Source organism: Streptomyces thermoalcalitolerans (assembly GCF_039525155.1).
GTDB lineage: Bacteria > Actinomycetota > Actinomycetes > Streptomycetales > Streptomycetaceae > Streptomyces > Streptomyces thermovulgaris.
This window is the reverse complement of sequence record NZ_BAAAHG010000010.1, coordinates 34,301-60,480: the sequence shown is the minus strand read 5'-3', so window position 1 is coordinate 60,480 and position 26,180 is coordinate 34,301. Positions and strand designations below refer to the sequence as shown.

At 71.4% G+C, this 26,180-nt stretch carries 20 protein-coding genes; 8 read left to right on the top strand and 12 right to left on the bottom strand.

Annotation, left to right across the window (positions count from 1 at the left end):
- The first annotated feature begins 83 nt into the window (after positions 1-83).
- The gene (locus tag ABD224_RS08735) at positions 84-1,109 is read left to right on the top strand and encodes an alcohol dehydrogenase (RefSeq protein ID WP_344048690.1); all 1,026 of its coding nucleotides are present in this window, start codon (positions 84-86) and stop codon (positions 1,107-1,109) included.
- 44 nt (positions 1,110-1,153) lie between these two features.
- Here ABD224_RS08735 and ABD224_RS08730 read toward each other — a convergent pair whose 3' ends face one another.
- Together ABD224_RS08730 and ABD224_RS08725 are read right to left on the bottom strand one after the other, a co-directional pair.
- Positions 1,154-1,960, bottom strand: a complete 807-nt coding sequence (locus ABD224_RS08730; RefSeq protein ID WP_344048688.1) for an alpha/beta hydrolase — start codon at positions 1,958-1,960, stop codon at positions 1,154-1,156.
- 202 nt (positions 1,961-2,162) lie between these two features.
- The gene (locus ABD224_RS08725) at positions 2,163-2,807 is read right to left on the bottom strand and encodes a class I SAM-dependent DNA methyltransferase (protein WP_344048686.1); all 645 of its coding nucleotides are present in this window, start codon (positions 2,805-2,807) and stop codon (positions 2,163-2,165) included.
- A gap of 170 nt (positions 2,808-2,977) precedes the next feature.
- Here ABD224_RS08725 and ABD224_RS08720 point away from each other — a divergent pair, with 170 nt between their 5' ends.
- The gene (locus ABD224_RS08720) at positions 2,978-3,469 is read left to right on the top strand and encodes a lamin tail domain-containing protein (protein WP_344048683.1); all 492 of its coding nucleotides are present in this window, start codon (positions 2,978-2,980) and stop codon (positions 3,467-3,469) included.
- A 282-nt stretch (positions 3,470-3,751) separates the two neighbouring features.
- Here ABD224_RS08720 and ABD224_RS08715 read toward each other — a convergent pair whose 3' ends face one another.
- Entirely contained in the window at positions 3,752-4,690 is a 939-nt protein-coding gene (locus ABD224_RS08715) for an MIP/aquaporin family protein (RefSeq protein ID WP_344048681.1), read from the bottom strand.
- A 474-nt stretch (positions 4,691-5,164) separates the two neighbouring features.
- Between ABD224_RS08715 and ABD224_RS08710 the strand changes: the two genes are divergently transcribed.
- Genes ABD224_RS08710 through sbnA form a run of 5 tightly spaced genes read left to right on the top strand, consistent with a single transcriptional unit; the run spans position 5,165 to position 14,210 of the window.
- Positions 5,165-7,693, top strand: a complete 2,529-nt coding sequence (locus ABD224_RS08710; RefSeq protein ID WP_344048679.1) for a Pls/PosA family non-ribosomal peptide synthetase — start codon at positions 5,165-5,167, stop codon at positions 7,691-7,693.
- A 14-nt stretch (positions 7,694-7,707) separates the two neighbouring features.
- Complete coding sequence (locus ABD224_RS08705) at positions 7,708-10,992, top strand: non-ribosomal peptide synthetase (RefSeq protein ID WP_344048677.1); 3,285 nt, start codon at positions 7,708-7,710, stop codon at positions 10,990-10,992.
- 53 nt (positions 10,993-11,045) lie between these two features.
- Positions 11,046-12,050 (top strand): TauD/TfdA family dioxygenase, encoded by a 1,005-nt coding sequence (locus ABD224_RS08700; RefSeq protein WP_344048675.1) that lies wholly within the window; start codon positions 11,046-11,048, stop codon positions 12,048-12,050.
- On the top strand, positions 12,047-13,126 hold the full coding sequence (sbnB, locus tag ABD224_RS08695) for a 2,3-diaminopropionate biosynthesis protein SbnB (RefSeq protein WP_344048673.1): 1,080 nt from the start codon (positions 12,047-12,049) through the stop codon (positions 13,124-13,126). Before ABD224_RS08700 ends, sbnB begins: the two co-directional genes overlap by 4 nt.
- A gap of 37 nt (positions 13,127-13,163) precedes the next feature.
- Positions 13,164-14,210 carry a 2,3-diaminopropionate biosynthesis protein SbnA gene (gene sbnA, locus ABD224_RS08690; protein ID WP_344048671.1) on the top strand — a complete coding sequence of 349 codons (1,047 nt, stop codon included), beginning with the start codon at positions 13,164-13,166 and terminating at the stop codon, positions 14,208-14,210.
- A 189-nt stretch (positions 14,211-14,399) separates the two neighbouring features.
- On the opposite strand, the gene katG is transcribed toward sbnA, so the two are convergent.
- Both katG and ABD224_RS08680 read right to left on the bottom strand, forming a co-directional pair.
- Complete coding sequence (katG, locus tag ABD224_RS08685) at positions 14,400-16,631, bottom strand: catalase/peroxidase HPI (RefSeq protein ID WP_344048669.1); 2,232 nt, start codon at positions 16,629-16,631, stop codon at positions 14,400-14,402.
- Between the two features lie 32 nt (positions 16,632-16,663).
- Entirely contained in the window at positions 16,664-17,101 is a 438-nt protein-coding gene (locus ABD224_RS08680) for a Fur family transcriptional regulator (protein WP_067389508.1), read from the bottom strand.
- A 440-nt stretch (positions 17,102-17,541) separates the two neighbouring features.
- Between ABD224_RS08680 and ABD224_RS08675 the strand changes: the two genes are divergently transcribed.
- Complete coding sequence (locus ABD224_RS08675) at positions 17,542-18,375, top strand: CAP domain-containing protein (protein WP_344048665.1); 834 nt, start codon at positions 17,542-17,544, stop codon at positions 18,373-18,375.
- Positions 18,376-18,458: 83 nt separating this feature from the next.
- On the opposite strand, the gene ABD224_RS08670 is transcribed toward ABD224_RS08675, so the two are convergent.
- The 7 genes from ABD224_RS08670 to ABD224_RS08640 form a co-directional block, all read right to left on the bottom strand.
- On the bottom strand, positions 18,459-19,274 hold the full coding sequence (locus ABD224_RS08670) for an SAM-dependent methyltransferase (RefSeq protein ID WP_344048663.1): 816 nt from the start codon (positions 19,272-19,274) through the stop codon (positions 18,459-18,461).
- 353 nt (positions 19,275-19,627) lie between these two features.
- The gene (locus ABD224_RS08665) at positions 19,628-21,592 is read right to left on the bottom strand and encodes a helix-turn-helix domain-containing protein (RefSeq protein ID WP_344048661.1); all 1,965 of its coding nucleotides are present in this window, start codon (positions 21,590-21,592) and stop codon (positions 19,628-19,630) included.
- A gap of 76 nt (positions 21,593-21,668) precedes the next feature.
- The gene (locus ABD224_RS08660; RefSeq protein ID WP_344048659.1) at positions 21,669-22,469 is read right to left on the bottom strand and encodes a 3-hydroxybutyrate dehydrogenase; all 801 of its coding nucleotides are present in this window, start codon (positions 22,467-22,469) and stop codon (positions 21,669-21,671) included.
- A gap of 54 nt (positions 22,470-22,523) precedes the next feature.
- The gene (locus ABD224_RS08655; protein WP_344048657.1) at positions 22,524-23,003 is read right to left on the bottom strand and encodes an NUDIX hydrolase; all 480 of its coding nucleotides are present in this window, start codon (positions 23,001-23,003) and stop codon (positions 22,524-22,526) included.
- Between the two features lie 92 nt (positions 23,004-23,095).
- The gene (gene lnt, locus ABD224_RS08650; protein ID WP_344048655.1) at positions 23,096-24,706 is read right to left on the bottom strand and encodes an apolipoprotein N-acyltransferase; all 1,611 of its coding nucleotides are present in this window, start codon (positions 24,704-24,706) and stop codon (positions 23,096-23,098) included.
- 42 nt (positions 24,707-24,748) lie between these two features.
- Positions 24,749-25,291 (bottom strand): hypothetical protein, encoded by a 543-nt coding sequence (locus ABD224_RS08645; protein ID WP_344048653.1) that lies wholly within the window; start codon positions 25,289-25,291, stop codon positions 24,749-24,751.
- 69 nt (positions 25,292-25,360) lie between these two features.
- Positions 25,361-26,146, bottom strand: a complete 786-nt coding sequence (locus tag ABD224_RS08640) for a glutamate racemase (protein ID WP_344048651.1) — start codon at positions 26,144-26,146, stop codon at positions 25,361-25,363.
- Between the last annotated feature and the right edge of the window lie 34 nt (positions 26,147-26,180).

Sequence of the window (26,180 nt, the reverse complement as noted above, 5' to 3'; positions counted from 1 at the left end):
GCGTGATCCGCCCTGAGCTGATGTGCTGGTTGTGGGGGGTCGTTCTGTCCGCCCTTCTCGGGAGAGACGTGGGGAGAAGGCCCATGACCACGTACAAAGTCGCACAGGTGACAGCCTCCGGCGGTCCCTTCGAGATCTCCGAGCGCGAGGTTCCGGAGCCGGGTCCCCGCCACGTCAGGATCGCCGTGGAGGCCTGCGGGGTCTGTCACAGCGACAGCTTCTTCGTGAACGCCGCCCTGCCCGGCATCGACTTCCCGGTGGTTGCCGGGCACGAGATCGCCGGGCGGATCGAGCAGCTCGGCGAGGGGGCGCAGAACTGGGGCTGGCAGGCGGGCGACCGGGTGACGGTGGGCTGGTTCGGCGGCAGCTGCGGCCACTGCGCACCCTGCCGGCAGGGGGACTTCATCGTGTGCACCAACCTCAAGGTGCCCGGCTGGTCGTACGACGGCGGCTTCGCCGAGCGGGTGATCGCACCGGTCGACGCCCTGGCCCGGATCCCCGACTCCCTGGCGGCGAACGACGCCGGGCCCATGGCGTGCGCGGGGGTGACCGTGTTCAACGGGCTGCGCCGCAGCTCCGCCCGCCCCGGCGACCTGGTCGCGGTGCTCGGCATCGGCGGCCTGGGGCATCTGGGGGTGCAGTACGCGGCGGCCATGGGCTTCGAGACGGTGGCGATCGCGCGGGGAGCCGCCAAGGCCGACCTGGCCAAGCAGCTGGGTGCGCACCACTACGTCGACAGCACCGCCGGCACGCCCGTCGCCGACGCCCTGACCTCGCTCGGCGGCGCCAAGGTCGTCCTGGCCACCGCCGGCGACTCCGAGGCCATCGCGGCGACCGTGGACGGGCTCACGCACCGCGGCGAACTGGTGGTCATCGGGGCGACGCCCGAACCGCTGGGCATCTCCCCGTTCCAGCTGATCACGGGCGGCCGGGTGATCCGCGGCCACCCGTCCGGGACCTCGCGGGACGTGCAGGACACCCTGGAGTTCAGCGCCCTGCACGGGATCCGTCCGGTGACCGAGCCCGTGCCGCTGGACCAGGCCGGCGAGGCGTACCAGAAGATGCTCTCCGGTGCCGCCCGCTTCCGCATGGTGCTCACCACCGGCTGACGCACGGGCGGGGAAGCGGCCCCGTGCTCCCGGCCGCCGGACCGTCAGGCCGTCAGGCTGCCGGGCCGGTCGGGAGCGGCCCCGGTCACGAACCGGTCGAGGATCGCGGTCAGTTCCGCCGGCTTCTCCAGCGGCAGTTCGTGGCCGGCGTCGACGATGCGGACCTCCGCGTCCGGGTACGCCTTCGCCATCCGCAGCATCTGCTTCACCGGCAGCTGGATGTCGTGGTAGCCGTGCACCAGCAGGACGGGCACACGGACCTCGCCCGCCCGGTCCAGGACGTCGAAGGCCCGCATGGCCGCGTAGCAGGTCATGACCACCTCGCGCGGGGTCGCGGCGGAGGCCCGGATGTGGCGCCGGATCTCCTCGCGCGGATGGCCGGGGGCGAAGGCGCGCCGGATGTTGGCGGCGACGAACAGCTTGAACGGCACCAGCGTCGACACGGCCATCAGCAGTGCTCTTCCCCGGCTGTACGTCATCCGGCCGATGGAGCAGACCAGCACCAGCCGCTCGATCCGCTCGGGGTGGGCCAGGGCGACGGTCTGCGCGATCATGCCGCCCATCGAGTGCCCGATCAGCACGCACCGGTCGATGCCCAGATGGTCCAGGAGCGCGACCACGTCACGGGCCAGCTCCTCGATCGTCCGTGCCCCCGCACCGCTGCTCTCCCCGTGCCCGCGCAGGTCCAGCCGGACCACCCGGCACTTGGCCGAGAAGTGTTCCATCTGGTGGTCCCAGCGGTGCCGGTTCGCCGTCCAGCCGTGGACGAACACCAGGGGCACGCCGTCGCCGTCGCGTGGACCCTCGTCGTCGTACGTCAGCAGCGCGCCGTCGACCTCGAGCTGCGGCATGGAGCACCTCCGGGAGCACAGTCAGGTTACCGGCCAGTACGGTAGCGGCGGTCCGGTCGTCCGTCACCGTCTTCGGCCGGTTTCGCGGTACGGCAGCCGGCAGTCGGCCCGGCGGCCCGGGTCCGCCGCCGTCGCACACCCGGCCGAAGGCGCGCCGTCACCGGTCGCGCCCTCTTACGCCCTCGCGCCCGCGGTACGGCCGTCAGGCCTTGCACGCCAGAAGACAGGCGCAGGGCCGGGGCGACTGTTCATCGGGCTCCTGCACCAGCCGCGCCACGACCCTCAGCCCTGCCCGCTCCAGCAGTCCGGCCACACGCTCCACGGGCAGCAGATGCCAGGCGTAGGACACGGGGTGGCCGTATGCCCGGGTGAGCCGCCGCTGTTCGTCGCCGATGTGACATCCCCACAGCAGGTGCCCGCCGGGCGCGAGCGTGCGCTGGAACCCGGCGAAGAGCAGCGGCAGCTCCGCGGGCGGCGTGTGGTGGGTGGAGTACCAGGCGAGGATGCCGCCGAGTACGCCGTCGCCCACCCCCAGCGCGGTCATCGAACTCTGCACGAACCGCAGATCCGGATGGGCACGCCGGGCCGGCTCCACCATGCCGGCCGACAGGTCGACACCGAACACCGGAAGCCCCAGGCCGGCCAGATGGGCGGTCACATAGCCGGGTCCGCAGCCCAGGTCCGCGACCGGCCCCAGGGCGGAGCGCCGTACCGTCTCGGCGAACGCCGCCAGCATGCCGCGGGAGAAGGGGTCCAGCTCGGAGGGCCGCAGGACGCGTTCGGCGTAGGCGGCGGCGACGGTGTCGTAGGAGGCGCGGACGGCCGTGAGACAGGAGGACTCGGGCACGGAGGTGCACGGTAGCGAAGCCCGGTCGGGTTCTCCATCCCGGGACAGTGCGCCGCGCATTTTCCCGCCAACACAGGGGTCTTCACAATTCCCGCGCGAACTGGTCACCCGTTCGCCATGAAGTGTGTAAGCTCCTGCCGCTCCATTCGCACGACTGAGGGGGGAACCTCATGCGTATACGCGCCGCGCTCGCCGTCGCCGCCACGGCAGGCACCGTCGCCGTCGCCGCCGCTCCCGCGCAGGCCGCCGAGTACTCGTCGGCACTGAAGGTGCGGGGCATCCAGTACGACGCGCCCGGCCGGGACTCCAACAACTGCCGTACGGGCAACACCAAGAACGAGTATCTGACGATCAAGAACTACTCGCGCACCACGAAGGTCAATCTCAAGGGCTACGTCGTCAAGGACGCCGCCGGCAACAAGTTCACGTTCCGCGCCAACCACTACCTCGAGCCCGGCGACTACGTGCATCTGCGCGGGGGCAAGGGCACGGACTCCGACGCCAAGAACGTCGTCTACCGCCAGAACTGCAACTTCATCTGGAACAACGACAAGGACACCGTCTACCTGCTCAAGCCCTCCGGCGCCCGTGCCGACGTCCACTCCTACACCAAGGCCCGCAACGACCGGGACGGCAACGGTTACATCACCTACCACGGCTAGAAGGGGCCGTGCGCCAAAGCCGCCGGCCGCACCGGCCGCCCGCCGAAGCCGGCGGCGGCAGCGGTGGGAGCGGGGAAAGCACCACCCGCGGCGGCGTGTGCCCCACCGTCTCCGACTCCGGCACCTGCTGCCGGACGGGGTGGCTCTGCCGCACCGGCGACCGCGGAGCACGGACCGCCGCCGCGAGCGGCGCGCCGGCCACCCGCGTGCACCGCTCCGACACCCGGCGCTGGACGCGTTCCTGACCGGCACCGGGTTCTGACGTCCCGCCCGGTGGCAGTGTCACTCCTCCTCCACCGGGCGGGTGCGTCCGGGTTCCACGACCGCGCCCTCCTGGGCGCGGACGTGCAGGACGTCGCCGACGAAGAAGTCGTACACCAGGACGCCGACGACCCCGCCGATGAGCGGTCCGACGATGGGGATCCACCAGTAGCTGCTGAACGCCCCGGCCAGGCTGCCCGGAAACGCCAGGTCGCCCCAGCCCGCGGCAAAGGTGAACAGGCGCGGCCCGAAGTCGCGCGCCGGGTTGATGGCGTATCCGGCGTTCGGGCCGAAGGACATGCCGATGGCGGCGACCACGAAGCCGATGAGCAGCGGCCCGAGGTTGGACTGCACGGCCATGTTGCGCAGGTCGATGAGCGCCGCGACCAGCATGACCAGGAACGCGGTGCCGACGATCTGGTCCACCAGCGGGCCCCAGTAGCCGCCTTGGAAGTAGGGCGCCGGAAAGGTGGCGAAGATCGAGAAGGACGCGAGTGTGTGTCCGTTCGTCTTCGGTCCCGGCATCGCCTGGTCGAAGGCGTTGATGGCGTCGTGGTAGACGGCGTACACCAGCGCCGCTCCGGCGAAGGCGCCCACCACCTGCGCGGCCCAGTACGGGCCCACCTTCGCCCAGGGAAACCGGCGGCGCACCGCGAACGCGAGGGTGACCGCGGGGTTGATGTGCGCCCCGCTGACGCCTCCGGCCACGTACACACCGAAGACCACGCCCATCGCCCAGCCCCAGGTGATCAGCAGCCAGTCGCCGGAGCTGATGAAGAACGTCGTGGGCCCCGACGTACGGCCCGAGCCGGGCAGTCCGGCGACCGCCACGGCCACCGAACCGCATCCGAAGGCGATGAGGACAAGGGTTCCCAGGAACTCCGCCATGCATTCGCCCCAGAGCCCTCCACGGCGTTTGAGCCGTGAGGATTTCAACAAGGGCGGGATTTCCACGGCCATATCGGCCCCCTCAACAAAACGGTCGGGCGGACCATCGACACAGCCCTCCTCAGGGCGGCTCCGCCAGTGCTCAGTGTGCGCGTGGGGACGGACTGCGGCCACTTGACAGGATTGCACCTGAAAAATTCCCTGCTCCCGGCGCCCGTCCCCTCGAAGGCCCGGATCCGTCGAACACCCCGGCTCATAAGCGGGGCGATACGCCCACCGGCCCGCCCCAGAGGGGTACATGCCGCTCCGCATCCTCTCGAGGGGTGAACCCCCGTACGGGTGACATTGCTCGTCTCCCTGGCAGGGAGAACCGGGATGAAGATGCTTTGCGTGCTCCCGCGTCAGCCGATTCAACCGTAGTCCGAGTGGCAACCCGGCGATGACCGAACAAGACTGAGCCATGGTTTCGTGATCAGGCGAAAACGCACGGTCGCGGGAACCGGGCACCGCCGGCCGATGGTTTTTGACCTTTCTCAGGGAGCTCGCATGGTGGAGAAGTCTGCGGACATTCTGATGCCCGGGGCGGACGGATCCGCGCTCGTCGGGCGAGGAGACACCGCCCCGGCGACGACGGACACCGAAAGGGAACTCGCCGAAATCCTGGCGGACCTCGTGCACGTCGATCACGTTGCGCCCGACAGTCATTTCTTCGACGATCTGGGCGCCAATTCCCTCGTCATGGCCCAGTTCTGCGCACGGGTACGGAAGAGACCGAACCTGCCGTCCGTGTCCATGCGGGACATCTACCGCAACCCCACCATCCGCGACCTGGCCGCCGCTCTCGTCCAGACCGTACCGCCGCCCGGCGACACCCCGGCCCCGGACTCGCCCGCAAAACCGGCCTCGCCGGCCCCGCCGGTCCGGACGACACCGACGAGCACGGCGCGTTACGTCCTGTGCGGAACCGCTCAGTTGCTTGTTTTTCTCGGATATTCCTTTGCCGTCGCAGTGGCCACCGTAAAGGGCTATGCGTGGGTCGCCGCCGGGTCCGGATTCATCGACATCTACCTGCGCTCACTCGTGTTCGGCGGTGCCGGGTTCATCGCCCTGTGCGCCTTCCCCGTCGCCGCCAAGTGGATTCTCGTCGGCCGCTGGAAGCCCACCGAGTTCCCGCTGTGGAGCGTGGCCTATCTGCGCTTCTGGATCGTCAAGTCGCTGCTGCACGCCAATCCGATGGTTCTCTTCGTGGGGAATCCGCTGTACGTGATGTATCTGCGGGCCCTGGGGGCACGGATCGGCAGGAATGTCACGATTCTCTCCCCCTCCGTGCCGGTGTGCACCGACCTGCTCACCATCGGCTCCGGCACGGTGATCCGCAAGGACTCGTTCTTCCTCGGCTACCGCGCGCACGCCGGACGCATCCAGACCGGCCGGATCACGCTCGGCCGGAATGTCTTCATCGGCGAGAAGACGGTGCTCGACATCGACACCTCGATGGGTGACGGGGCGCAACTCGGCCATGCCTCCGCCCTGTACCGCGGCCAGCACGTCCCGGACGGCGAACGCCACCACGGCTCCCCCGCACAGCCCACGACGGTCGACTACATCCGGGTGGAACCGGCCCCGTGCGGCACGCTGCGCCGTGCCTGCTTCGCGCTGACCACCCTGCTGCAGCTGTTCCTTCTGTACCTGCCGCTCACGATCGGCGGCCTCTACATGCTGTTCGCACAGGTGCCGGCCCTGCGCACCCGGCTGGAGTCGGGCACGTCCCTGTCCTCGGTCCCGGAGTTCGTCACCGACACCCTGCTTCTGGCCAGCGCGCTGTTCTTCGGGCTCGTGGTCCTGGGCGTGGTGCTCCTGTTCACTGTTCCCCGGCTGCTGAACCTGGCCATCGAGCCCGACCGGGTCTACCCGCTCTACGGCTTCCACTACGCCCTGCACCGCGCGGTGGCCGCCATGACGAACATCAAGTTCTTCACCTGGCTGTGCGGCGACAGTTCGTACATCGTCCCCTATCTGCGCTGCCTCGGATACGACCTGTCCAGGGTGGAGCAGACCGGGTCGAACTTCGGCACCGAGCTTCAGCACGAGACGCCGTTCCTGGTGACCGTCGGCAGGGGCACGATGGTGGCGGACGGGCTGTCCGTCGTCAACGCGGACTTCTCCAGCTCCTCGTTCAGGGTGAGCCGGGCGACCATCGGCCCGCGCAACTTCCTCGGCAACAACATCGCCTATCCGGCCGGGGCCAGGACGGGCGAGAACTGCCTGCTCGCGACGAAGGTGATGGTCCCCCTCGACGGCGAACTGCGCCAAGGCGTCGGGCTGCTGGGCTCACCGTGCTTCGAGATCCCGCGGACGGTGGAGCGCGACACCCGCTTCGACCACCTCAGGACCGGTGAGGCGCTGCGCCGCGCCCTCGCCGCCAAGAACCGCTACAACCTCCGTTCGATGGCGCTGTTCCTGCTGCTGCGCTGGGGGAACGCCGCACTGCTGACGGCGCTCGCGCTGGCCGCCGTCGACCTGTACGGCCTGCTGGGCCCCGCGGTGATCGCCGGCTATCTGGCCCTCGCCCTGGCCGTCACCGCCGCCTACTGGATCCTGGTGGAACGGGCCGTCGCCTCCTTCCGCGCGCTCAGCCCGCGGCTGTGCTCCATCTACGACCCGTACTTCTGGTGGCACGAGCGCCTGTGGAAGGTCCCGGACGAGTACCTCGAGGTGTTCAACGGGACCCCGTTCAAGAGCCTGGTGTGGCGTCTGCTGGGGGTGCGGATCGGACGCAGGGTCTTCGACGACGGCTGCTACATCACCGAACGCACGCTCACCACCATCGGGGACGACTGCACCCTGAACGCCGCCAGCAAGATCCAGTGCCACTCGCAGGAGGACGGCACCTTCAAGTCGGACCGCACCACGCTCGGTGCCGGCTGCACGATCGGGGTCGGCGCGCATGTGCACTACGGCGTGACGGTGGGCGACGAGGCCGTACTGGCCCCCGATTCCTTCCTCATGAAAGGCGAGGAAGTCCCCGCACGGACGGAATGGGGCGGAAACCCCGCCGCTCCGATGGCGAGTTGAGGAAGAGGCATTCGATGGAAACGCTCGTGGCAGCGGACAGGGAGTTCTGGAGCGAGGTGCTGACCGCCGGCGGTTTCACCGCCGTTCCGCGGTGGGCGCGCGAGCCGGTGGCCGGTGTGGCCGAACACGAGGAGACCGTGCCGGCGGACACGACCCGGGCGGTGCGCGCTCTGGCGGCACACCTGGATGTGCCGGTGAGCGCGGTGCTGCTGGCCGCCCATGCCAAGGTGCTGGCCGCGCTGTCGGGTGAGCAGGACGTGGTGACCGGGTATGTCACGGGACCCGGACGCGGCCCGCTGCCCTGCCGGCTGACCGTCGCACCGCGGTCGTGGCGCCGGCTGGTGCTCGACGTCCGCCGTGTCGAGGCGGACCTGATCGCCCACCGGGACTTCCCGGTCGGCGAGCTGCGCCGGGACCTGGGGCTGACGGAACGGTCGTACGAGGTCGTCCTCGACCCCGCGGACGCCGGGTGCGACCTGCCCGAGGAGGAGGCCGTGCTGCGGGTGGCGTTCGGCGAGCGGGACGACCGGACGGTGCTGCGGCTGCGGTACCGCACGGACGTCCTGGACGCCGAGGCCGCGGCCCGGGTCGGCGGCTACCACCTGACCGCGCTGCGGCTGATGACGGCCGACCCGGACGCCGGGCACATGGGGCAGAGTCTGCTGTCGCCCGAGGAGGTGCGCCACCAGCTGGAGGGGCTGGCCGGCCCCCACCGGGAGCTGCCGCCGCTGCGGGCGCACCAGATCTTCGAGGAGCGGGTGCGGGAGCACCCGGACGCGGTGGCCGCGGTGCACAAGGACCGCTCGTGGACGTACGGGGAGCTGAACGCGCGGGCCAACCGGCTGGCGCGGGCGCTGCTGGCGCGCGGTCTGGGCCGGGAGGGCGTGGTGGCCGTGGTCACCGAACGCAATCTCGACTGGCTGGCCGCGGTGCTGGCGGTGTTCAAGGCCGGCGGGGTCTACCTGCCGATCGAGCCGCACTTCCCGGCCGGCCGCATCGCGGCGACGCTCTCCCGCGCCGGGTGCCGGCTGGTGCTGACCGAGCCGGGCAGCACCGGCAGCCTCGACGAGGCCCTGGCCACGCTGCCGGAGAAGGCCGGGAAGCTGCTCATCGAGACGGCGTACGCCGAGGGGCATGCCGACGAGAACCCCGAGGTGGAGGTCTCCCCCGGCCAGCTGGCGTACATCTACTTCACCTCCGGTTCCACCGGCGAGCCGAAGGGGGCGATGTGCGAGCACGCGGGCATGCTCAACCATCTGTACGCCAAGATCGACGACTTGGGGATCGGTCCCGGCCGGGTGGTGGCGCAGACGGCCCCGCAGTGCTTCGACATCTCGCTGTGGCAGCTGATCGCCGGACTGCTGGTGGGCGGGCGGACCCTGCTGGTCGAGCAGGACGCGATCACGGACGTGGAGCGGTTCGTCGACACCCTGGTGCGCGGCCGGGTCGCGGTGGCGCAGCTCGTGCCCTCCTATCTGGAGGTGGTGGTCTCGTACCTGGAGCGGCACCCGCGCGCACTGCCCGACCTGACCTGTGTGTCGGTGACCGGCGAGGCGCTGAAACGGGAGCTCGTGCAGCGCTGGTTCGCCCTCCAGCCGGGCATCAGGCTGGTCAACGCCTACGGTCTGACGGAGACCTCGGACGACACCAACCACGAGGTGATGGACACGGTGCCGGACCGGGTGCTGCTGGGACGCCCGGTCAGCAACGTACGGGTCTACGTCGTCGACGAGCGGCTGTCGCTGGTGCCGCTCGGCGCCCCGGGACTGATCGCGTTCTCCGGGGTGTGCGTGGGACGCGGCTACGTCAACGATCCCGAGCGGACCCGTGAGGCCTACCGCACGGACCCGTACCGGCCGGGCGAGCGGCTCTACCTGGGCGGCGACTGGGGGCGCTGGCACCCCGACGGAAAGCTGGAGTTCCTCGGCCGCCGGGACAGCCAGGTGAAGATCCGCGGGTTCCGCATCGAGATCGGTGAGATCGAGAACACCCTGCTGCGGGTGCCCGGCGTCCGGGACGGCGCGGTGGTCGTCGCCGACCTGGCGGGCCGGAGCACACACCTGATCGCCTTCTACACCGGCCGGCGCCTGCAGCCCCGGGAACTGCGGCAGGCGCTCGGGGCCTCGCTCCCCGCGTACATGGTTCCGTCCGCCTTCCACTGGCAGGAGGCGCTGCCGCTGACCGCCAACGGCAAGATCGACCGCAAGGCGCTGACCGCGCTGGCCGAACGGAGCGCGCCGTCGGCACAGAGCGGCACCGCCGGGGAGCGCACGGCGGGAGACCACGAAGACGCACCGCACACCCCGACCGAGCGCAGGCTGGCGGCCGTCTGGGCCGAACTGCTGGGCCTGGACCCGCACACGATCGGCCGGCGGGCCCACTTCTTCGACCTCGGCGGCACCTCGCTGTCGGCGGTGAAGCTCACCATCGCCCTGAACCGCGCGGTGTCCTTGAAGGACATCACCCGGCACCCGGTGCTCGCCGATCTGGCCGCGCGTCTCGACGGCACGGCCCGCCGGCGCCCGGAGCTGCTCCAGCCGCTGTCGGAGCCGGACGGCACCCCGGAGTGCGCGCTGGTGTGCTTCCCGTACGCGGGCGGCAACGCGGTCAACTTCCAGCCGATGGCGAGCGCCCTGGCCGGCGGCACCCTCGCCGTGTACGCCGTGGATCCGCCCGGGCACGACCTGGCGGCCGTCAGGGAGCCGTTCGCGCCGCTGGAGCAGGTGGTGGAGCAGGTCGCCGCCGAGATCGCCGGGCGCGGTCTGGGACGGGTCATGCTGTGGGGCCACTCCTCCGGTGCCGCGGCCGCCCTGGAGACGGCCCGGACGCTGCTCGGACGCGGAATCGAGGTGACGCGGGTGTTCCTCGGTGCGCAACTGCTCGGCACCGCCGCCGAACGGCGCGCCGCGATCGCCGAGCTGACGCAGCGGAGCAACGCCGAGATCGCCGCCGGACTGAGCGCGGACAGCGGCTACAGCGAACTCGGCGAGCTGAACGCGGAGCACGCCGAGCACATCGGCGCCGCCTACCGGCACGACTGCGTGTCCGCGCACCGCTATCTGGCCGACGCCCTGGAGAACCCGCCGGCGGTGAGACTGACGGCGCCGGTCACCGTGGTCGTCGCCGCCGACGACCCGAGCACCGCACGGTTCCGCGACCGCTGGCGGGACTGGGAGCTGCTGGCCGAGCAGGTGGATCTGCACGAACTCGCCGACGGGGGCCACTACTTCCCGCGCACCCGTCCCGCCGAGACCGCACGGGTCGTCCTGGGCGCCGCCGAACTGCTGGCCTCCTCCTGACCCCCTTCGAGGCTCGCCCGGGCCTCCTTGGTGACGAACGAAAGGAAACCGAGATGTCGTTCTCGTCCCCGGCGTCGGTGCTGGAGGTGGAGCTGCGGCCCGACCGGCCCCCCATCCTGCACCTGGAGCCCCCCGCGGACGCGGTCGGATGGGCGGCCGAGCACCGTGAGGCGCTGCGCGCGCAGGTCATCGAGCACGGAGCGCTGCTCGTGCGGGGCCTGGGACTGCGGGAGCCGGACCTGATCGCCGCCGTCTTCGCGGAACTGGGCGGCCCGCTCATGGCGGAACGGGAGGCCTTCGCTCCCCGGGAGCCCCGCGGCCCGGGGCTGTACTCCTCCACCGCCTGGCCCGCCAACCAGCCCATGTGCATGCACCACGAGCTGAGTTACGCGCTCGAGACCCCCGGTCTGATGCTCTTCGCGTGCACCGTCCCGCCCGCCGAGGGCGGGGCGACCGGCGTGGCCGACGCGGAGGCCGTGCTCCAGGCACTGCCCGCCGAGCTGACCGAGCGGTTCGAACGCGAGGGCTGGCTGCTGGTCCGCAGCTACAACGACGAGATCGGTGCCTCGCTCGCGGAGTCGTTCGGCACCGACGACCGCGAGACCGTGGAGAACTACTGCCGCGCCCACGCCATCGACTTCACCTGGCAGCCCGACGGCACTCTGCGCACCCGGCAGCGCCGCGCCGCCGTGGTGCGGCACCCGGTCACCGGCCGGCGCTGCTGGTTCAACCAGATCGCCTTCCTCAACGAGTGGACGCTGGCCCCGGAGGTGCGCGAGTACCTGGTGGACGAGTACGGCGAGGACGGGCTGCCGTTCAACACCCGTTTCGGGGACGGCAGTCCGATCGGTGAGGACGTCGTCCAGCTGCTCAACGAGACCTACGAGCAGCACACCCGGCGCGAGCCCTGGCAGGCCGGCGATCTGATGCTGGTCGACAACATCCGTACCGCGCACAGCAGAGAGCCCTTCACCGGCGACCGTCAGGTGCTGGTCGCCATGGCCGAGCCGCAGCGCCTGGCCGCGTACGACCCGAATCCGAAGGGAAGCCGTCGATGACTTCTGTGACCTCCCCCGCCACCGACCCGGAGGCCGCCCGCCCGGCCCCGGTGCCGTCCTTCGCGGTGATCACCGGCGCCCAGGTGCAGCGGGCGCTCCAGGGACGCGAGAAGGAACTCGTTCATCTGATCGAGGCGGCCTACCGGCTGCACGGCTCCGGTGAGACGGTGAACCCGCCGTCGTACTTCCTGCGTTTCCCCGACCGTCCCACGTCCCGGATCATCGCGCTGCCGGCCTCGGTCGGCGGGCCGGTGCGGGTGGACGGCCTGAAGTGGATCTCCAGCTTCCCGGACAATGTCTCCTCCGGCCTGCCCCGGGCGTCGGCGGTCCTGATCCTCAACGACCACGACACGGGCTACCCGTTCGCCTGCCTGGAGAGCTCCATCATCAGTGCCACCAGAACCGCGGCGTCCGCCGCGCTGGCCGCCGACTGGCTCACCCGCAACCGGCCGCGTCCCACCCGGGTGGGTTTCTTCGGCACGGGGCTGATCGCCCGCTACATCCACACGTTCCTGACCGGCACGGGATTCGCCTTCGACAGCGTCGGGGTGTACGACCTGTCGGCCGACAGCGCCGCCGGGTTCTGCGGCTATCTGCAGAAGGCCGGTGAGGCCGGGCAGGCCCCGGACATCACCGTGCACGACAGCCCCGAGGAGCTGATCCGCTCCAGCGATCTGGTGGTCTTCGCGACGGTCGCCTCGGAGCCGCATGTCACCGACCCGGCCTGGTTCACCCACCATCCGGTCGTGCTGCATGTGTCGCTGCGCGACCTCGCCCCGCAGGTGCTGCTCTCCTCGGCCAACTTCGTCGACGACGTCGAGCACTGTCTGAAGGCCGGCACCTCACCCCATCTGACCGAGCAGCTCACCGGAAGCCGGTCCTTCCTGGACGGCACCCTCGACGACGTCATGACCGGGCGGGTGGAGCCGCGCACCGACCGGACGGTGATCTTCTCCCCCTTCGGTCTCGGGGTCCTCGACCTCGCCGTCGGCAAGTACGTCTACGACGCGGTGGCCCGCGCCAACGACCTGCACGTCATCGACGACTTCTTCCACGAGCTGCGCCGATACGGCTGAACACCCCTTTTCTCGGCCCAGGCATCAGGAGGCCAGCGTGCCCGTCATATCCGCTCCCCACGCCTTCAACGAGGGTCAGCTCTATGTCGACCTGCGGTCGATCTTCGGGCGCTCGCTCTACCTGAAGTGCGAGGGCTTCAATTTCGCCGGCTCGATCAAACTGAAGGCCGCGATAGAAATGGTGGAGGCCGCAGAACAGCAGGGACTGCTGAAGCCCGACTCGATCCTGATCGAGTCCTCGTCGGGCAATCTGGGCGTGGCACTCAGCATGATCGCGGCCAGCAAGGGCTATCGCTTCCTGTGCGTGACGGACTCCCGCTGCAACCTGTCGGCCAGGCTGCTGATGGAGGCGCTGGGCAGCGAGGTGCACGTCATCGCCGACCTCGACGCCAACGGCGGGTTCCTCGGCGCGCGCATCGACTACGTACGCGGGCTGTGCGACTCGGACGACCGGTACGTCTGGCTCAGCCAGTACACCAACCCGAACAACTGGGGAGCGCACTACCGCAGAACGGCCCCGGAGATCGCCCGGCAGTTCCCGCGGCTGGACGTGCTGTTCGTCGGCGCGGGCACCACCGGCACCCTGATGGGGTGCGCGCGCTACTTCCGCGAGTGGCACCGGCCGGTGCGGATCATCGCGGTGGACACCGTCGGCTCGGTGGCCTTCGGCGGCAAGCCGGGCCGCCGGATGATCCCCGGGCTGGGCATGAGCATGCGCCCGCCGCTGCTCGACGAGTCCTTCGTCGACGAGGTGATCCAGGTGGAGGAGGCGGACACCATCCGCGCCTGCCACCGCCTCGCCCGGCACGGGTTCCTGTTCGGCGGTTCCACCGGGACGGTGGTCAGCGGTGCGATGGACTGGCTGTCCCGGTACGGAAGCGACGACCTGACCGCGGTGGCCATCGCCCCGGACCTCGGCGAGCGCTACCTCGACACGATCTACCAGTCCGCCTGGCTGAAGGATCTGTACGGCGATCAGATCCTCGATGCGGACACTCCCCAGGAGGTCACCGTCGGCTCCCCGGCCACCGGGTCCCGTCCGCAGCAGACCCCGAACGGACACCGCAAGGAGCACAAGGGATAGGAGACGCAGAAGGTACAGGAGACACAAGAGACAAAGGGCGCAAGGGGTACAAGAGGCAGACGAACCCCGCGTCATCGCAAGGGACAGCGCGCCGCCGGGGCCTTTGGGAGGAGTCGCGGGCGGACGCGCCCAGGCCGACCGGACGGACCGGTCGGCCTGGTGGTCGTGCGCGGTTGCGCCCGGCCGGGATCAGGCGAGGTCGAACCGGTCGAGGTTCATGACCTTGACCCATGCCGCGACGAAGTCCTTGACGAACTTCTCCTTGGCGTCGTCACTGGCGTAGACCTCCGCCAGCGCGCGCAGCTCGGAGTTCGACCCGAAGACCAGGTCGACACGGCTGCCCGTCCACTTGACCTCGCCGGTGGCGACGTCACGGCCCTCGAAGGTGGTGGCGTCCTCGGACGTCGGCTTCCAGGTGGTCCCCAGGTCCAGCAGGTTGACGAAGAAGTCGTTGGTCAGCAAGCCGGGGGTGCGGGTGAAGACACCGAGCTGCGACCGCTGGTGGTTGGCGCCGAGCACCCGCAGACCGCCGACGAGGACCGTCATCTCCGGGGCGCTCAGGGTCAGCAGGTTCGCCCGGTCGATCAGCAGGTACTCCGCCGGGAGCCGGTTGCCCTTGCCGAGGTAGTTGCGGAATCCGTCGGCGGTCGGCTCGAGCACCGCGAACGACTCCACGTCGGTCTGCTCCTGCGTGGCGTCCACGCGGCCCGGTGTGAAGGGCACCTCGATCTCGAACCCGCCCTCCTTGGCGGCCCGTTCGACGGCCGCGCCGCCGGCGAGCACGATCAGGTCGGCGAGCGATACCTGCTTGCCGCCGGTCTGGGCGGCGTTGAAGGACTCCTGGATCCGCTCCAGGGTGCGCAGCACCGTCGCCAGCTCGTCGGGGTCGTTGACCTCCCATCCGCACTGCGGCTGAAGGCGGATGCGGGCACCGTTGGCACCGCCGCGCTTGTCGCTGCCGCGGAAGGAGGAGGCCGATGCCCATGCGGTGGACACCAGCTGGGACACCGACAGACCGGAGTCGAGCACCTGGGCCTTGAGGGCGGCGATGTCCTCGGCGTCGATCAGCTCGTAGGTCCGCTCGGGCAGCGGGTCCTGCCACAGCAGCGTCTCGGAGGGCACCTCGGGGCCGAGGTAGCGCGAGACCGGGCCCATGTCACGGTGGGTCAGCTTGAACCACGCGCGGGCGAAGGCGTCGGCGAACTCGTCGTGGTTCTCCATGAAACGCCGCGAGATCTGCTCGTAGACCGGGTCGTACCGGAGCGCCAGGTCGGTGGTGAGCATCGTCGGGGCGTGGCGCTTGGACGGGTCGTGGGCGTCGGGGACGGTTCCGGCGCCGGCGCCGTCCTTCGGCCGCCACTGCCAGGCGCCGGCCGGGCTCTTGAACAGCTCCCACTCGTAGCCGAACAGGATCCGGAAGAAGCTGTCGTCCCAGGTGGTCGGGGTGTCCGTCCAGATGCCCTCGAGACCGCTGGTGATCGTGTCGGCGCCCTTGCCCGTGCCGTAGGTGCTCCGCCAGCCCAGCCCCTGCTCCTCCAGCGGGGCGGCCTCGGGGGCGGGGCCGACGTGGTGGGCCGGTCCCGCGCCATGGGTCTTGCCGAAGGTGTGGCCGCCGGCGATCAGCGCGACGGTCTCCTCGTCGTTCATCGCCATCCGGCGGAACGTCTCACGGATGTCGCGGGCCGCGGCGAGCGGGTCCGGATTGCCGTTCGGGCCTTCGGGGTTGACATAGATGAGCCCCATCTGGACCGCCCCGAGCGGCTCCTCCAGCTCGCGGTCGCCGGTGTAGCGCTCGTCGCCGAGCCAGGTCGTCTCGGGACCCCAGTAGACGTCCTCCTCCGGCTCCCACACGTCCTCACGGCCGCCGGCGAAGCCGAAGGTCTTGAGGCCCATGGTCTCCAGGGCCACATTGCCGGCGAGGATCAGCAGGTCGGCCCACGAGATCTTCTGGCCGTACTTCTTCTTCACCGGCCACAGCAGACGGCGGGCCTTGTCGAGGTTGGCGTTGTCCGGCCAGCTGTTGAGCGGGGCGAAACGCTGCTGGCCGGAGCCCGCGCCACCGCGGCCGTCGCTGATCCGGTAGGTGCCGGCGCTGTGCCACGCCATGCGGACGATGAACGGCCCGTAGTGGCCGAAGTCGGCGGGCCACCAGTCCTGCGAGGTGGTCAGCACCTCGGCGATGTCCCGTTTCACGGCCGGGAGGTCGAGGCTCTTGAACGCCTCGGCGTAGTTGAAGTCCTCGCCGAGCGGGTTGGCCGCGGGGGGATTCTTGGCGAGGATCTTCAGATTGAGCCGCTCCGGCCACCACTGGTGATTTCCGCCGCCCTGGGTCGGATGCGGTGCGCGTCCGTGCGCGACCGGGCAGCCTCCCGTTCCCTCCGTGTTCGCTTCGGTGACGATCTCATCGGGGTTCTCGGACATGAACTTCCTCCCGGGCTGGGCGTATCACGAGCTCAGGTACTGCCGGAGTCGGAACATCCGGGGCACAGGCCCCAGTAGATGACCTCGGTCTCGTCGATCGAGAAGCCGTGGTCCTCGGACGCGGTCAGACAGGGGGTGTCGCCGACGGCGCAGTCGACATCGGCGAGGGCACCGCACGAACGGCACACCACGTGGTGGTGGTTGTCCCCGACGCGCCCCTCGAACCGGGCCGGACTGCCGGCCGGTTCGACACGGCGCACGAGTCCCGCGGCGGTGAGCGCGTGCAGAGCCTCGTACACGGCCTGAAGGGAGACATGGCCCACGCGTTCGCGTACGCCGGAGGCGATCGCCTCGACACCGAGGTGATCACCCTCCCGCACGGTCTCGAGCAGCGCGACGCGCACGGCCGTCACCCGCAGGCCGGCACCGCGCAGCTCCTCGGCGGTGGCCGGGGTCCGGGGTCCGGTCATGCGCAGAACCTATGCGGGTACACATGAACGGCTCAAGGAAACGAACAAGACAAACCCAGGAGAGGCGCGCCCGTGACATCCGTCACATCCGCCGCCCTGCCTGAGCGTGCGGGATAGTAGACAGACCCCTCCCCATATGGGGTTATTTGCCCGATTGGCGGGGGCGTGCATCACGGTGGGCTCACAGATCCGCCCGTCCTCCCGGCGTACTCGCCGGTATCTCACACGGGACGCGGATCTGACGGGGCGACGGCACTTCACAGGGCGGGCAGAAGCCGGGACAGCATGTCCCGGTCCCCCTCCACAAGGGCTGCCCGCATCTACGATGCACAGTAGCAGCAAAGCCCTTTGCACTCACTGCGAAGCCGTTCCAACAATGGCCATCCCCAGGACGTCGCCGCAGGTCAGCAGCTTTCGGCGATCCCCCAGTGAGGTCACGCATGGGCAAGCACCGCAAGAAGAAAATTCACCGTCGCATAGTTGTCGCCGCCGTCGTCGTGAGCGCCGTGGGTGCACCGTCCGTCGCCCTGGCCTGCAGCGACTGGTGGGGCGGCGGAGGGTCCCCCGGCCAGGGGAACCAGGCGCCGGTCTCGGCACCGTGGAAGGCTCCGGCCGCTGCGAGCACTCCGGACGTCACCGCCCCGAAGCCCTGGACCCCGCCCCAGAAGTCCGAGGGCCAAAAGCCGGGAGACCAGAGGCCCTGGGCCCACAAGTCCGAAAACCGGAAGCACTGGGCACAGAAGCACTGGACCCAGAAGCACTGGGCACAGCAGCCCGAGCGCCGCAAGCCCTGGACCACCGCGCCCGGGTCCGGACCGGACTCCTCCGCTCCCTCCGCTCCCTCGACCCCCACCGCCCCCTCGTCACCGGACACGCCGGCCTCCGACGTCCCGATGTCCGATGCCGCCACGCGCATCGTGGAACTCGTCAACTCCGAGCGGGCCAAGGCCAGTTGCTCGCCCCTGAAGCCGAACACGACACTGACCAAGGCGGCCCAGGCGCACAGCGAGGACATGGCGGCCCACCGGAACATGTCGCACACCGGGTCCGACGGTTCCTCCCCGGGCGACCGGCTCACTCGCGCCGGGTACGACTGGCGCACCTACGGCGAGAACGTCGCCTACGGCTACAGCACTCCGGAGCAGGTCATGGCCGCCTGGATGTCCAGCTCCGGCCACCGGGCCAACATCCTCAACTGCTCGTTCACGGAGATCGGCGTCGGTCTCGCCCAGCCCGGCAGCTACTGGACCCAGGACTTCGGAGCTCCTCGGTAGGCGGGCAGCGGCCACGGTCCTGTCCGTCGGCCGCCGTGCCGAAGCGGCGGCCGACGGACAGGGCGCCGCGCCCGTCGCCGGGCTCAGTTCTTGCGCCCCACTCCGCCGAACATGGCGACCTCGGGCCGCTCGCGCTCGGCGCTGTCGTCGGGGCGCCAGTGGTTGCAGGAGACCACGCCGGGTTCCAGCAGTTCCAGCCCGTCGAAGAACCGGGCGACGGCGCCGGGGGTGCGCTGGGTCAGTTTCGGGGTGCCGTGCTCGTTCCAGAACGCCACCGCGGCATCGACGTCGGGCATGTCCGGCCGTGTGATGGTGTGCGACAGCACCAGGAAGCTGCCCTTCGGCAGACGGTCCATGTAACGCCGCACGATCCGGTACGCCTCCTCGTCGTCCTCGATGAAGATGACGACGCCGAGGAGCATCAGTGCCACGGGCTCGCTGAAGTCCAGGGTGCGTGCGGCCTGCTCCAGAATGGAGTCGACATTGCGCAGGTCATCGTCGAGATAGTCGGTGCGCCCCTCGGGAGTGCTGTCGAGCAGGGCGGCGGCGTGGGCGAGGACGATCGGGTCGTTGTCGACGTAGACGATACGGGACTCGGGCGCGACCCGCTGGGCGACCTGGTGGGTGTTGTCCGCGGTGGGCAGTCCGGTGCCGATGTCGAGGAACTGCCGCACACCCTGCTCACCGGCGAGGTGCCGCACGGCCCGCCCCAGGAACTTCCGGTCCGCCTGGGCGTAGTCCCCGATTCCCGGGTGCAGACGGCGGATCTCGTCCCCCGCCCGCTGGTCGACCTCGTAGTTGTCCTTGCCTCCCAGCCAGTAGTTCCAGATCCGGGCCGTATGCGGCTGGTCCGTCTTGATTCTCCTGCCCGGCTCGCCCAAGGCCGCTTTCTCGGTCACGTGATGCCCTCCAGGTCGGACCGTTGATCTCCAAGTAGCAATCTAGCGGCATGAGTTGAGGGAGAGGACCGTTTCGGCGGCGGGCCGGTGGGCGAAGTCGGCGCGTTCTGCGACCGGGTGGCCTGCAGGGTTCCCGGGCGCCCCCCTCCCCCGGGGCCGGTGCGCCGGGCGGAGACCGGATGCCCCCGCGGTCACCGCACCGCCGCCCGTGGAACGTGCCGGGCGGGGCATGGAGATGTCGCCCGTCGCTGGTCCGCCCGGGTCGCCCGCCCCGCTCGCACTCGTCGTCGCGGTGCGCCCACGGCCGCCGCCCCGGACGCTTCTCCCCCGGACCCGTGCGTGTGCCCGCGGGGTCAGCCGCGCAGGGCCGGTGCCGACAGACGGTGCAGGCGCAGAGCGAGCTGGATCTCCAGGGCACGGGCGGGGGTCTGCCAGTCCTCGCCGAGCAGACGGCCGACGCGCTCCAGGCGCTGGGCGACGGTGTTCACATGGACGTGCAGTTCGTCCTTGGTGCGGGCCGGGCTCATGCCGGAGGCGAAGTACGCCTCCAGGGTGCGTATGAGATCGGTGCCGCGGCGTTCGTCGTAGGCGATGACCTGGCCGATGGTGCGGTCGACGAAGCCGGCGACGTCCCGGTCGCCGGCCAGCAGCAGACCGAGGAAGCCGAAGTCCTGGGCGGCGGCGCCGTCGCCGGCGCGGCCGAGCAGACGCAGGGCCTCCAGACAGCGCCGGGCCTCCTCGTAGGCGGCCGTGACGGTGTCGGGACGGGCCGTCAGGTTCTCGACGGGGGCGGAGGCCCCGACGGTGACCGCCTCGTTGACCGCGGTGCCGAGGTGACGGGCGATACGGCGGGCCAGTCCCGTCGCGCTGTCCCCCTGGGGCAGGGGCAGCAGCAGGACCGTGCCGCCGTCGCGGGCGGCGGCCAGGCCCTGCTGGGTGGCGGCCAGATGGGAGACCGCGGACCACAGACGGCGCCGGGCCGCGGCCTCCTGCTCGGCGTCGGCGTCCGGGGCGTCGAGGCGGGCGGCGAGCACGACATGGGTGGCGTCGAGGTCGGCGTGCAGCCGGGCGGCGCGCTCGCGCAGCAGACGGGGGTCGCGGTCGCGGGCGTCCAGGAGGTCGTCGAGCAGCTCGCCGCGGACGCGCTGCTCGGCCTCGGCGGCGGACCGCCTGGCGAGCATCAGCAGTGAGGTGACCATCGCGGCCCGCTCCAGCGTGCGCTGGTCGACGGGGTCGAGATCGGGATGGCCGCGCAGCACGAGGGCACCGAGCAGTTCGCCGCCCGCGGCCACGGCGGCGATCCAGTCCTGCCCGTGCCGCACCGCGTGTCCCCCGGCCCGGGAGGCCTCCAGGGCGTCGGCGGGTGCGGCGGCGGCCTCGGTGAAGTCGACGGTGCCGTCGAGCACTTCGGAGACGGCGGCGGCCACGTCGTGCACCCCGCCGCCGCGCAGGACGAGTTCGGCGAGCCGGTCGTGGACCTCCGAGGCACGCTCGATGACCGCGCTGCGGTCGCGGATGATCTCGTTGGCCCGCTCCAGGTCGGCGAGGGCGGAGCGGGTCTCGGCCAGCAGGTTGGCGCTGTCGATGGCGGCCGCGGCGAGCGCCGCGAAGGAGCCGAGCAGCGCGATCTGCTCGCGCTCGAAGATCCGGGCCCGGCGGTCGGCCGCGAACAGCACGCCGATCACATGCGGCCCGAGCATGAGCGGCACCCCGAGAATGGCGACCAGGCCCTCGTCGCGCACGCCCGCGTCGATGGCGCCGGTGTGCTGGAAGCGGTTGTCCTTGAAGTAGTCGTCGGTGACGTAGGGGCGGGCCGTCTGCGCGACCAGGCCGCCGAGCCCCTCCCCCATGCCCAGGCGCAGCTGCTGGAAGCGGGCCGACACCGAGCCCTCGGTGACGCGCATGTAGGTGTCGCCGCGGGCGGGGTCGTTGAGGGTGAGGTAGGCGACGTCCGTGCCGAGCAGGGAGCGGGCGCGCTGCACGATGGCCTGCAGCACCGAGTCCAGGTCGCGCAGGCCGGCCAGGTCGTGGGCGGTCTCGAACAGCGCCGACAGCTCCGCCTCGCGCCGTCTTCGTCCCTCCAGCTCGGCGCGGACGCGCAGCGCGAGCAGCCGGGCGCGTTCCAGCGCGTCGATCCACTCGGCCGGCCGGCCCTCGGCGCGGGCGAGCAGCACGGGCTGTTCGTATGCGGCGACGGGCGCGCCCCGGGCCAGCAGTTCGAGAAAGGGCGCTTCGGCGCTCCCGGCCGCCGAATCGCCGGTGGCCGGTCCCGGGCCGGCGGCGGGGCGCTCGGTGAACCGTACGTGATCGCTGGACATGTTCACAGGATCACCCATCGTCCGCTCCCCGTGGGAAGCCTGTGGAAAACTCCGGGCGGGCGGCGCGGGACGGCGGTCAGTGCGCGCTCCAGCCGCCGTCCAGCACCAGTGAGGTGCCGGTGACGGCGGAGGCGTGCGGGCCGCACAGATACGCCACGGCCTCGGCCACTTCCTCGGGTTCGAGCAGCCGTTTGACCGCGCTGTCCCGCAGCAGCACCTCGGACAGCACGCGCTCCTCGGGGATGCCGTGGGCCCGTGCCTGGTCGGCGAGCTGCTTCTCGACCAGGGGCGTGCGCACATAGCCGGGGTTGACGCAGTTGGAGGTGACGCCGTGCGGGGCGCCCTCGAGGGCGGCGGTCTTGGACAGTCCCTCCAGGCCGTGCTTGGCGGCCACGTACGCCGACTTGTAGGCGGAGGCGCGCAGGCCGTGGACCGAGGAGATGTTGACGATCCGGCCCCACCGCTGCCCGTACATGTGGGGCAGGGCGCCGCGGATGAGCCGGAACGGCGCCTCCAGCATCACGGTGAGCACGGTGTGGAAGACCTCGGGCGGGAAGTCCTCGATGGGGCGCACCAGTTGCAGCCCCGCGTTGTTGACGAGCACATCGGTTCCGGCGGCCGCCTGCTCGGCGGCGTCGAGGTCGGTGAGGTCGAGGACCCGCGGTTCGAGGGTGCCGGCCAGCGGGCCCGCCTGCCGGGCGAGCTCGTCCAGGCCCGCCGCGTCCCGGTCGAGGGCTCTGACCTTCGCTCCGGCGGCGGCCAGCCGCAGCGCGCAGGCGCGGCCGATGCCGCTCGCGGCGCCGGTGACGAGCGCGGTGCGGCCGCCGAGGTCGAGCGAGGGCGTGTGGGGGGTGGGAGGGGAACTCGGCGAGATCATACGCCGACCCTAGGCAGCTCCGCCGCCTCCCCCCATGTGGGCGCAGCCTACATTTCAGCTGGTTCCCATAGGGTCGAACCACGTGGGTGCATCGGACATGGCCTGCTTGATCCGGAAGAGGGCGAACTCGTTCAGGTCGGGCAGCGCGTCCACGGGGAACCAGCCCACCTCCAGCGACTCGTCGTCGTTGACCCGTGCCTCGCCGCCCACGGCACGGCAGCGGAAGGTGATGTCCATGTACTGGCAGATGTCGCCGTTGGCGTAGGTGACGGGGGACAGCGCCTGGACGAGGACCACCCGCTCGGCGACACAGCGCACCGCGGTCTCCTCCTCGACCTCGCGCACGGCGCAGGCGGCCGGCTGCTCGCCCGGCTCCGGGATGCCGCCGATCACCGACCAGGCGCCGGTGTCGGAACGGCGCCCCAGCAGCACTCTGCCCTCGTCGTCGAAAACGACGGCGGTGACCCCGGGGAGCCACAGCAGCCGGTTGCCGACGGCGGCCCGGAGCGTACGGAGGAAGTCGGGAATGGCCATGGAGCGACCCTAACGGCCGGGAGCCCGGTGTCCGCGCAGTTCACGAGACGGTTCACGAAACCGCGCCCCCGGCGCACGGTCAGGCGTCCTGGTCAGGCGTCCTGGACGCGCCGCCGGCGCCGCCCGGCGCCGATCGCCTGGCCCAGGCCTCCGGCGGCGACCAGCACCAGGGTGATCTCCGGCAGGACGCCCAGCCGGGTGGCGGGTGTCTCGAAGGAGCGCAGGGGCACCTTCTGGACCAGGTGGGCGGGCACGAACATGCCGGTCTTCCGGGTGACCCGCCCGTCGGGCATGATGATCGCGCTGACGCCGCTGGTCACCGGGACGGCGACGGCCCGGCTGTGCTCGACCGCGCGGATCCGGGACATGGCGAGCTGCTGATAGGTCATCTCGCTGCGGCCGAAGGTCGCGTTGTTGCTCGGCACGGAGATCATCTGCGCGCCGGCGGTGACCGTGTCGCGCACCGCCCAGTCGAAGGCGGCCTCGTAGCAGGTGGCCAGGCCCACCTTCACGCCGTCGACGGTGAACACGCCCGGTTCGCCGCCCCGGCTGAAGTCCTGCCGGACCATCGCCGTCCACTCCTCGTTGACCGCCCCGAGCAGCGGGCGCAGCGGCAGGTACTCGCCGAACGGCTGGACCTGCCGTTTGTCGTACGTCTGGGTGGGTCCCTGGACGGGGTCCCACAGGATCTGCTCGTTGAGCAGCCTGCCGTCCCGTGTCACGACACCGCCGACGGAGACCGGCACCCCGACCGCCTTGGCGGCCCGGTTGACGACGTCGCGCGCGTCGGGGTTGACGAAGGGGTCGATGTCGGAGGAGTTCTCCGGCCACAGCACGAAGTCGGGCCGCGCGACCTCGCCCGCCCGCACCGCCTCGGCCAGCCGCTCCGTCTCGCGCGCGTGGTAGTCCAGGACGGCACGCCGCTGGGCGTTGAAGTCCAGGCCCGCGCGCGGCACGTTGCCCTGGACGACGGCCACGGTCGCGGTGCCGTTCTCGGCCCGGTCGCTGACCAGAGAGCGGGCGGCCGCCGCGCCCGCCACCGGGACGACGACGCTCAGCAGGGCCGCGGCGGCGGCCGAGCGCCGTACCGTGCGGGTGCGCCGTGCCCGCACCGCCAGGCGCAGGACCTCGTACAGGCCGAAGCCGCACAGGACGACCGCGAAGCCCAGCACCGGAGTGCCGCCCACCGCGGCCAGCGGCAGGAACACGCCGTCCGCCTGCCCGAAGGCGATCTTGCCCCAGGGGAAGCCTCCGAACGGCACACGCGCGCGTACCGCCTCACCGGTGATCCACACGGCCGCCGCCCACACCGGCCAGACGGGCAGCCGGGAGACCGCGGCCACGCCCACGCCCGTCAGCGCGACGAAGACCGCCTCCACCGCGACGAGGGCCAGCCACGGGACGGGGCCGACCTCCACCCCGGTCCACACCAGCAGCGGCAGCAGGAAGCCGAGGCCGAAGAGGTAGCCGAGACCGAGCGCCGCCTTCCAGGTGCGCCCCCGCAGCACCCGGCCGAGGACCGCGAAGGCGGGCAGGGCCAGCCACCACAGGGGGCGCGGCGGGAAGCTGAGGTACAGGAGCAGGCCGGACAGCGCCGCGGCCGCGGCGGGGGCGGGCCGGGCGAGCCGCGCGCGCCAGGGCACGGGCGCCGTCCGCGGTCGCAGCCGGTCCGGCTCGTCGACGGAAGGAGCGGTGACAGTCACCCCGGGAGTCTACGGCCGGTCACCGGGACGCCGGCGGCGTGGTCAGGTCCGGCCGGGGGCCGGCGGACGCAGCCGGTCCTTGATCACGCGTACCGCCGTCTCGGCGTTGTCGATGGTGACCGTGAACGTGTGGCCGTCCCACAGGCGCAGGACGACGCCCTCGCCGCGCCGTACGACGACCGCGGTGCCCTTCTCGGGCAGCCAGCGGTAGCCCCAGCCGCCCCAGTGGCGCGGGGTGACGTGCGGGGCGAACTCGGCGCCCGCGATGTGGGAGAGCGGGATGCGGCGGCGCGGCAGGCCCATGTGCCCGCAGCGCACCTCCAGGGCCTCCTTGTCGACGCGCACCGCCACGTGCACGAAGGCGAGAGTGCCGCAGATGACCAGCAGACCGGCCGCGATGCAGCCCACGACGGACATCGCCAGCGGGACGACGCCGGAGTGCCAGGCGGAGTCGACGGCCAGCCCGATGCCGAGGGCCACACAGGCGGCCCCGACGAGCGCCAGCAGCCACTGGGCCCGGTTGGTGGCGCGCCCGGTCCACACCTCGGGGTGGGTGCTGCCTTCGCGGTGGGACTGCTCCCTCATGGGCATGAGGGTACCCGGGTTTCGCCCGGACGGGCGGCCCGTCGGGGAGGCGGTCGAGGCGGCCGCGCGTCAGCGGACGGGGGAGGTCTGCGCCAGAAGGCGGCCTTCCGCGTAGGCCAGGGCGGATGCGGGCAGGGCGCCCTCCCGCCCGTTCAGCAGAACGGTCACGGTGCCCTCGGCCGGGGCCTCGGGCTCGGGGCGGGCGCCGATCCGGCGCAGTGCCTGGGTGGCGACGGCGCCCGCGGAGCCGTGGAGGACCAGCGGGGGCCGGTCCGGCCGCTGCACGGCGGCCCGGACGCGGTCGGCGACCAGTTCGTAGTGGGTGCAGCCCAGGACGACGGTCGTCACGTCCTCGGGGGTCCGCGCGGCGGCCGCGCGGACGGCCTCGTCGATCACCGCCTGGTCCGCCTGCTCCACGGCCTCGGCGAGCCCCGGGCAGGGCACCTCGGCGACCGGCACCCCCTGGGCGAACTCACGGATGAGGTTCCGCTGGTAGGGGCTGCCCGTGGTGGCGGGCGTCGCCCAGATGGCGACGGGTCCTCCTCCGGCCGCGGCCGGTTTGATCGCGGGCACCGTGCCGATGACCGGCAGGTCCGGTTCGAAGCGGGCCCGCAGGGTCGTCAGGGCGTGCACGCTCGCGCTGTTGCAGCCGACGATCAGGGCGTCCGGGCGGCGGGCGGCGGCGGCCTCGGCGACGGCCAGGGCGCGTTCGGTCAGGTCCTCCGGGGTGCGCGGGCCCCAGGGCATGCCCGCGGGGTCCAGTGAGAGCACGAGATCTGCGTCGGGGCGCAGGCGCCGTACCGCGGCGGCGGCCGCCAGCAGCCCGATACCGGAGTCCATGAGCGCGATCTTCACCCGGCCACGATAGACGATCCCCTCGAACCGGCCG

Excerpts from the sequence above, each read along its gene's own strand:
- ABD224_RS08680 (WP_067389508.1), bottom strand. The coding sequence starts at position 17,101 with ATGACCGGACCCCGGACCCCGGCCACCGCCGAGGAGCTGCGCGGTGCC.
- katG (WP_344048669.1), bottom strand. The coding sequence starts at position 16,631 with ATGTCCGAGAACCCCGATGAGATCGTCACCGAAGCGAACACGGAGGGA.
- ABD224_RS08645 (WP_344048653.1), bottom strand. The coding sequence starts at position 25,291 with ATGAGGGAGCAGTCCCACCGCGAAGGCAGCACCCACCCCGAGGTGTGG.
- ABD224_RS08665 (WP_344048661.1), bottom strand. The coding sequence starts at position 21,592 with ATGTCCAGCGATCACGTACGGTTCACCGAGCGCCCCGCCGCCGGCCCG.
- ABD224_RS08660 (WP_344048659.1), bottom strand. The coding sequence starts at position 22,469 with ATGATCTCGCCGAGTTCCCCTCCCACCCCCCACACGCCCTCGCTCGAC.
- ABD224_RS08655 (WP_344048657.1), bottom strand. The coding sequence starts at position 23,003 with ATGGCCATTCCCGACTTCCTCCGTACGCTCCGGGCCGCCGTCGGCAAC.
- ABD224_RS08710 (WP_344048679.1), top strand. The coding sequence starts at position 5,165 with ATGGTGGAGAAGTCTGCGGACATTCTGATGCCCGGGGCGGACGGATCC.
- ABD224_RS08675 (WP_344048665.1), top strand. The coding sequence starts at position 17,542 with ATGGGCAAGCACCGCAAGAAGAAAATTCACCGTCGCATAGTTGTCGCC.
- ABD224_RS08730 (WP_344048688.1), bottom strand. The coding sequence starts at position 1,960 with ATGCCGCAGCTCGAGGTCGACGGCGCGCTGCTGACGTACGACGACGAG.
- ABD224_RS08715 (WP_344048681.1), bottom strand. The coding sequence starts at position 4,690 with ATGGCCGTGGAAATCCCGCCCTTGTTGAAATCCTCACGGCTCAAACGC.
- ABD224_RS08700 (WP_344048675.1), top strand. The coding sequence starts at position 11,046 with ATGTCGTTCTCGTCCCCGGCGTCGGTGCTGGAGGTGGAGCTGCGGCCC.
- sbnB (WP_344048673.1), top strand. The coding sequence starts at position 12,047 with ATGACTTCTGTGACCTCCCCCGCCACCGACCCGGAGGCCGCCCGCCCG.
- ABD224_RS08735 (WP_344048690.1), top strand. The coding sequence starts at position 84 with ATGACCACGTACAAAGTCGCACAGGTGACAGCCTCCGGCGGTCCCTTC.
- ABD224_RS08720 (WP_344048683.1), top strand. The coding sequence starts at position 2,978 with ATGCGTATACGCGCCGCGCTCGCCGTCGCCGCCACGGCAGGCACCGTC.
- ABD224_RS08705 (WP_344048677.1), top strand. The coding sequence starts at position 7,708 with ATGGAAACGCTCGTGGCAGCGGACAGGGAGTTCTGGAGCGAGGTGCTG.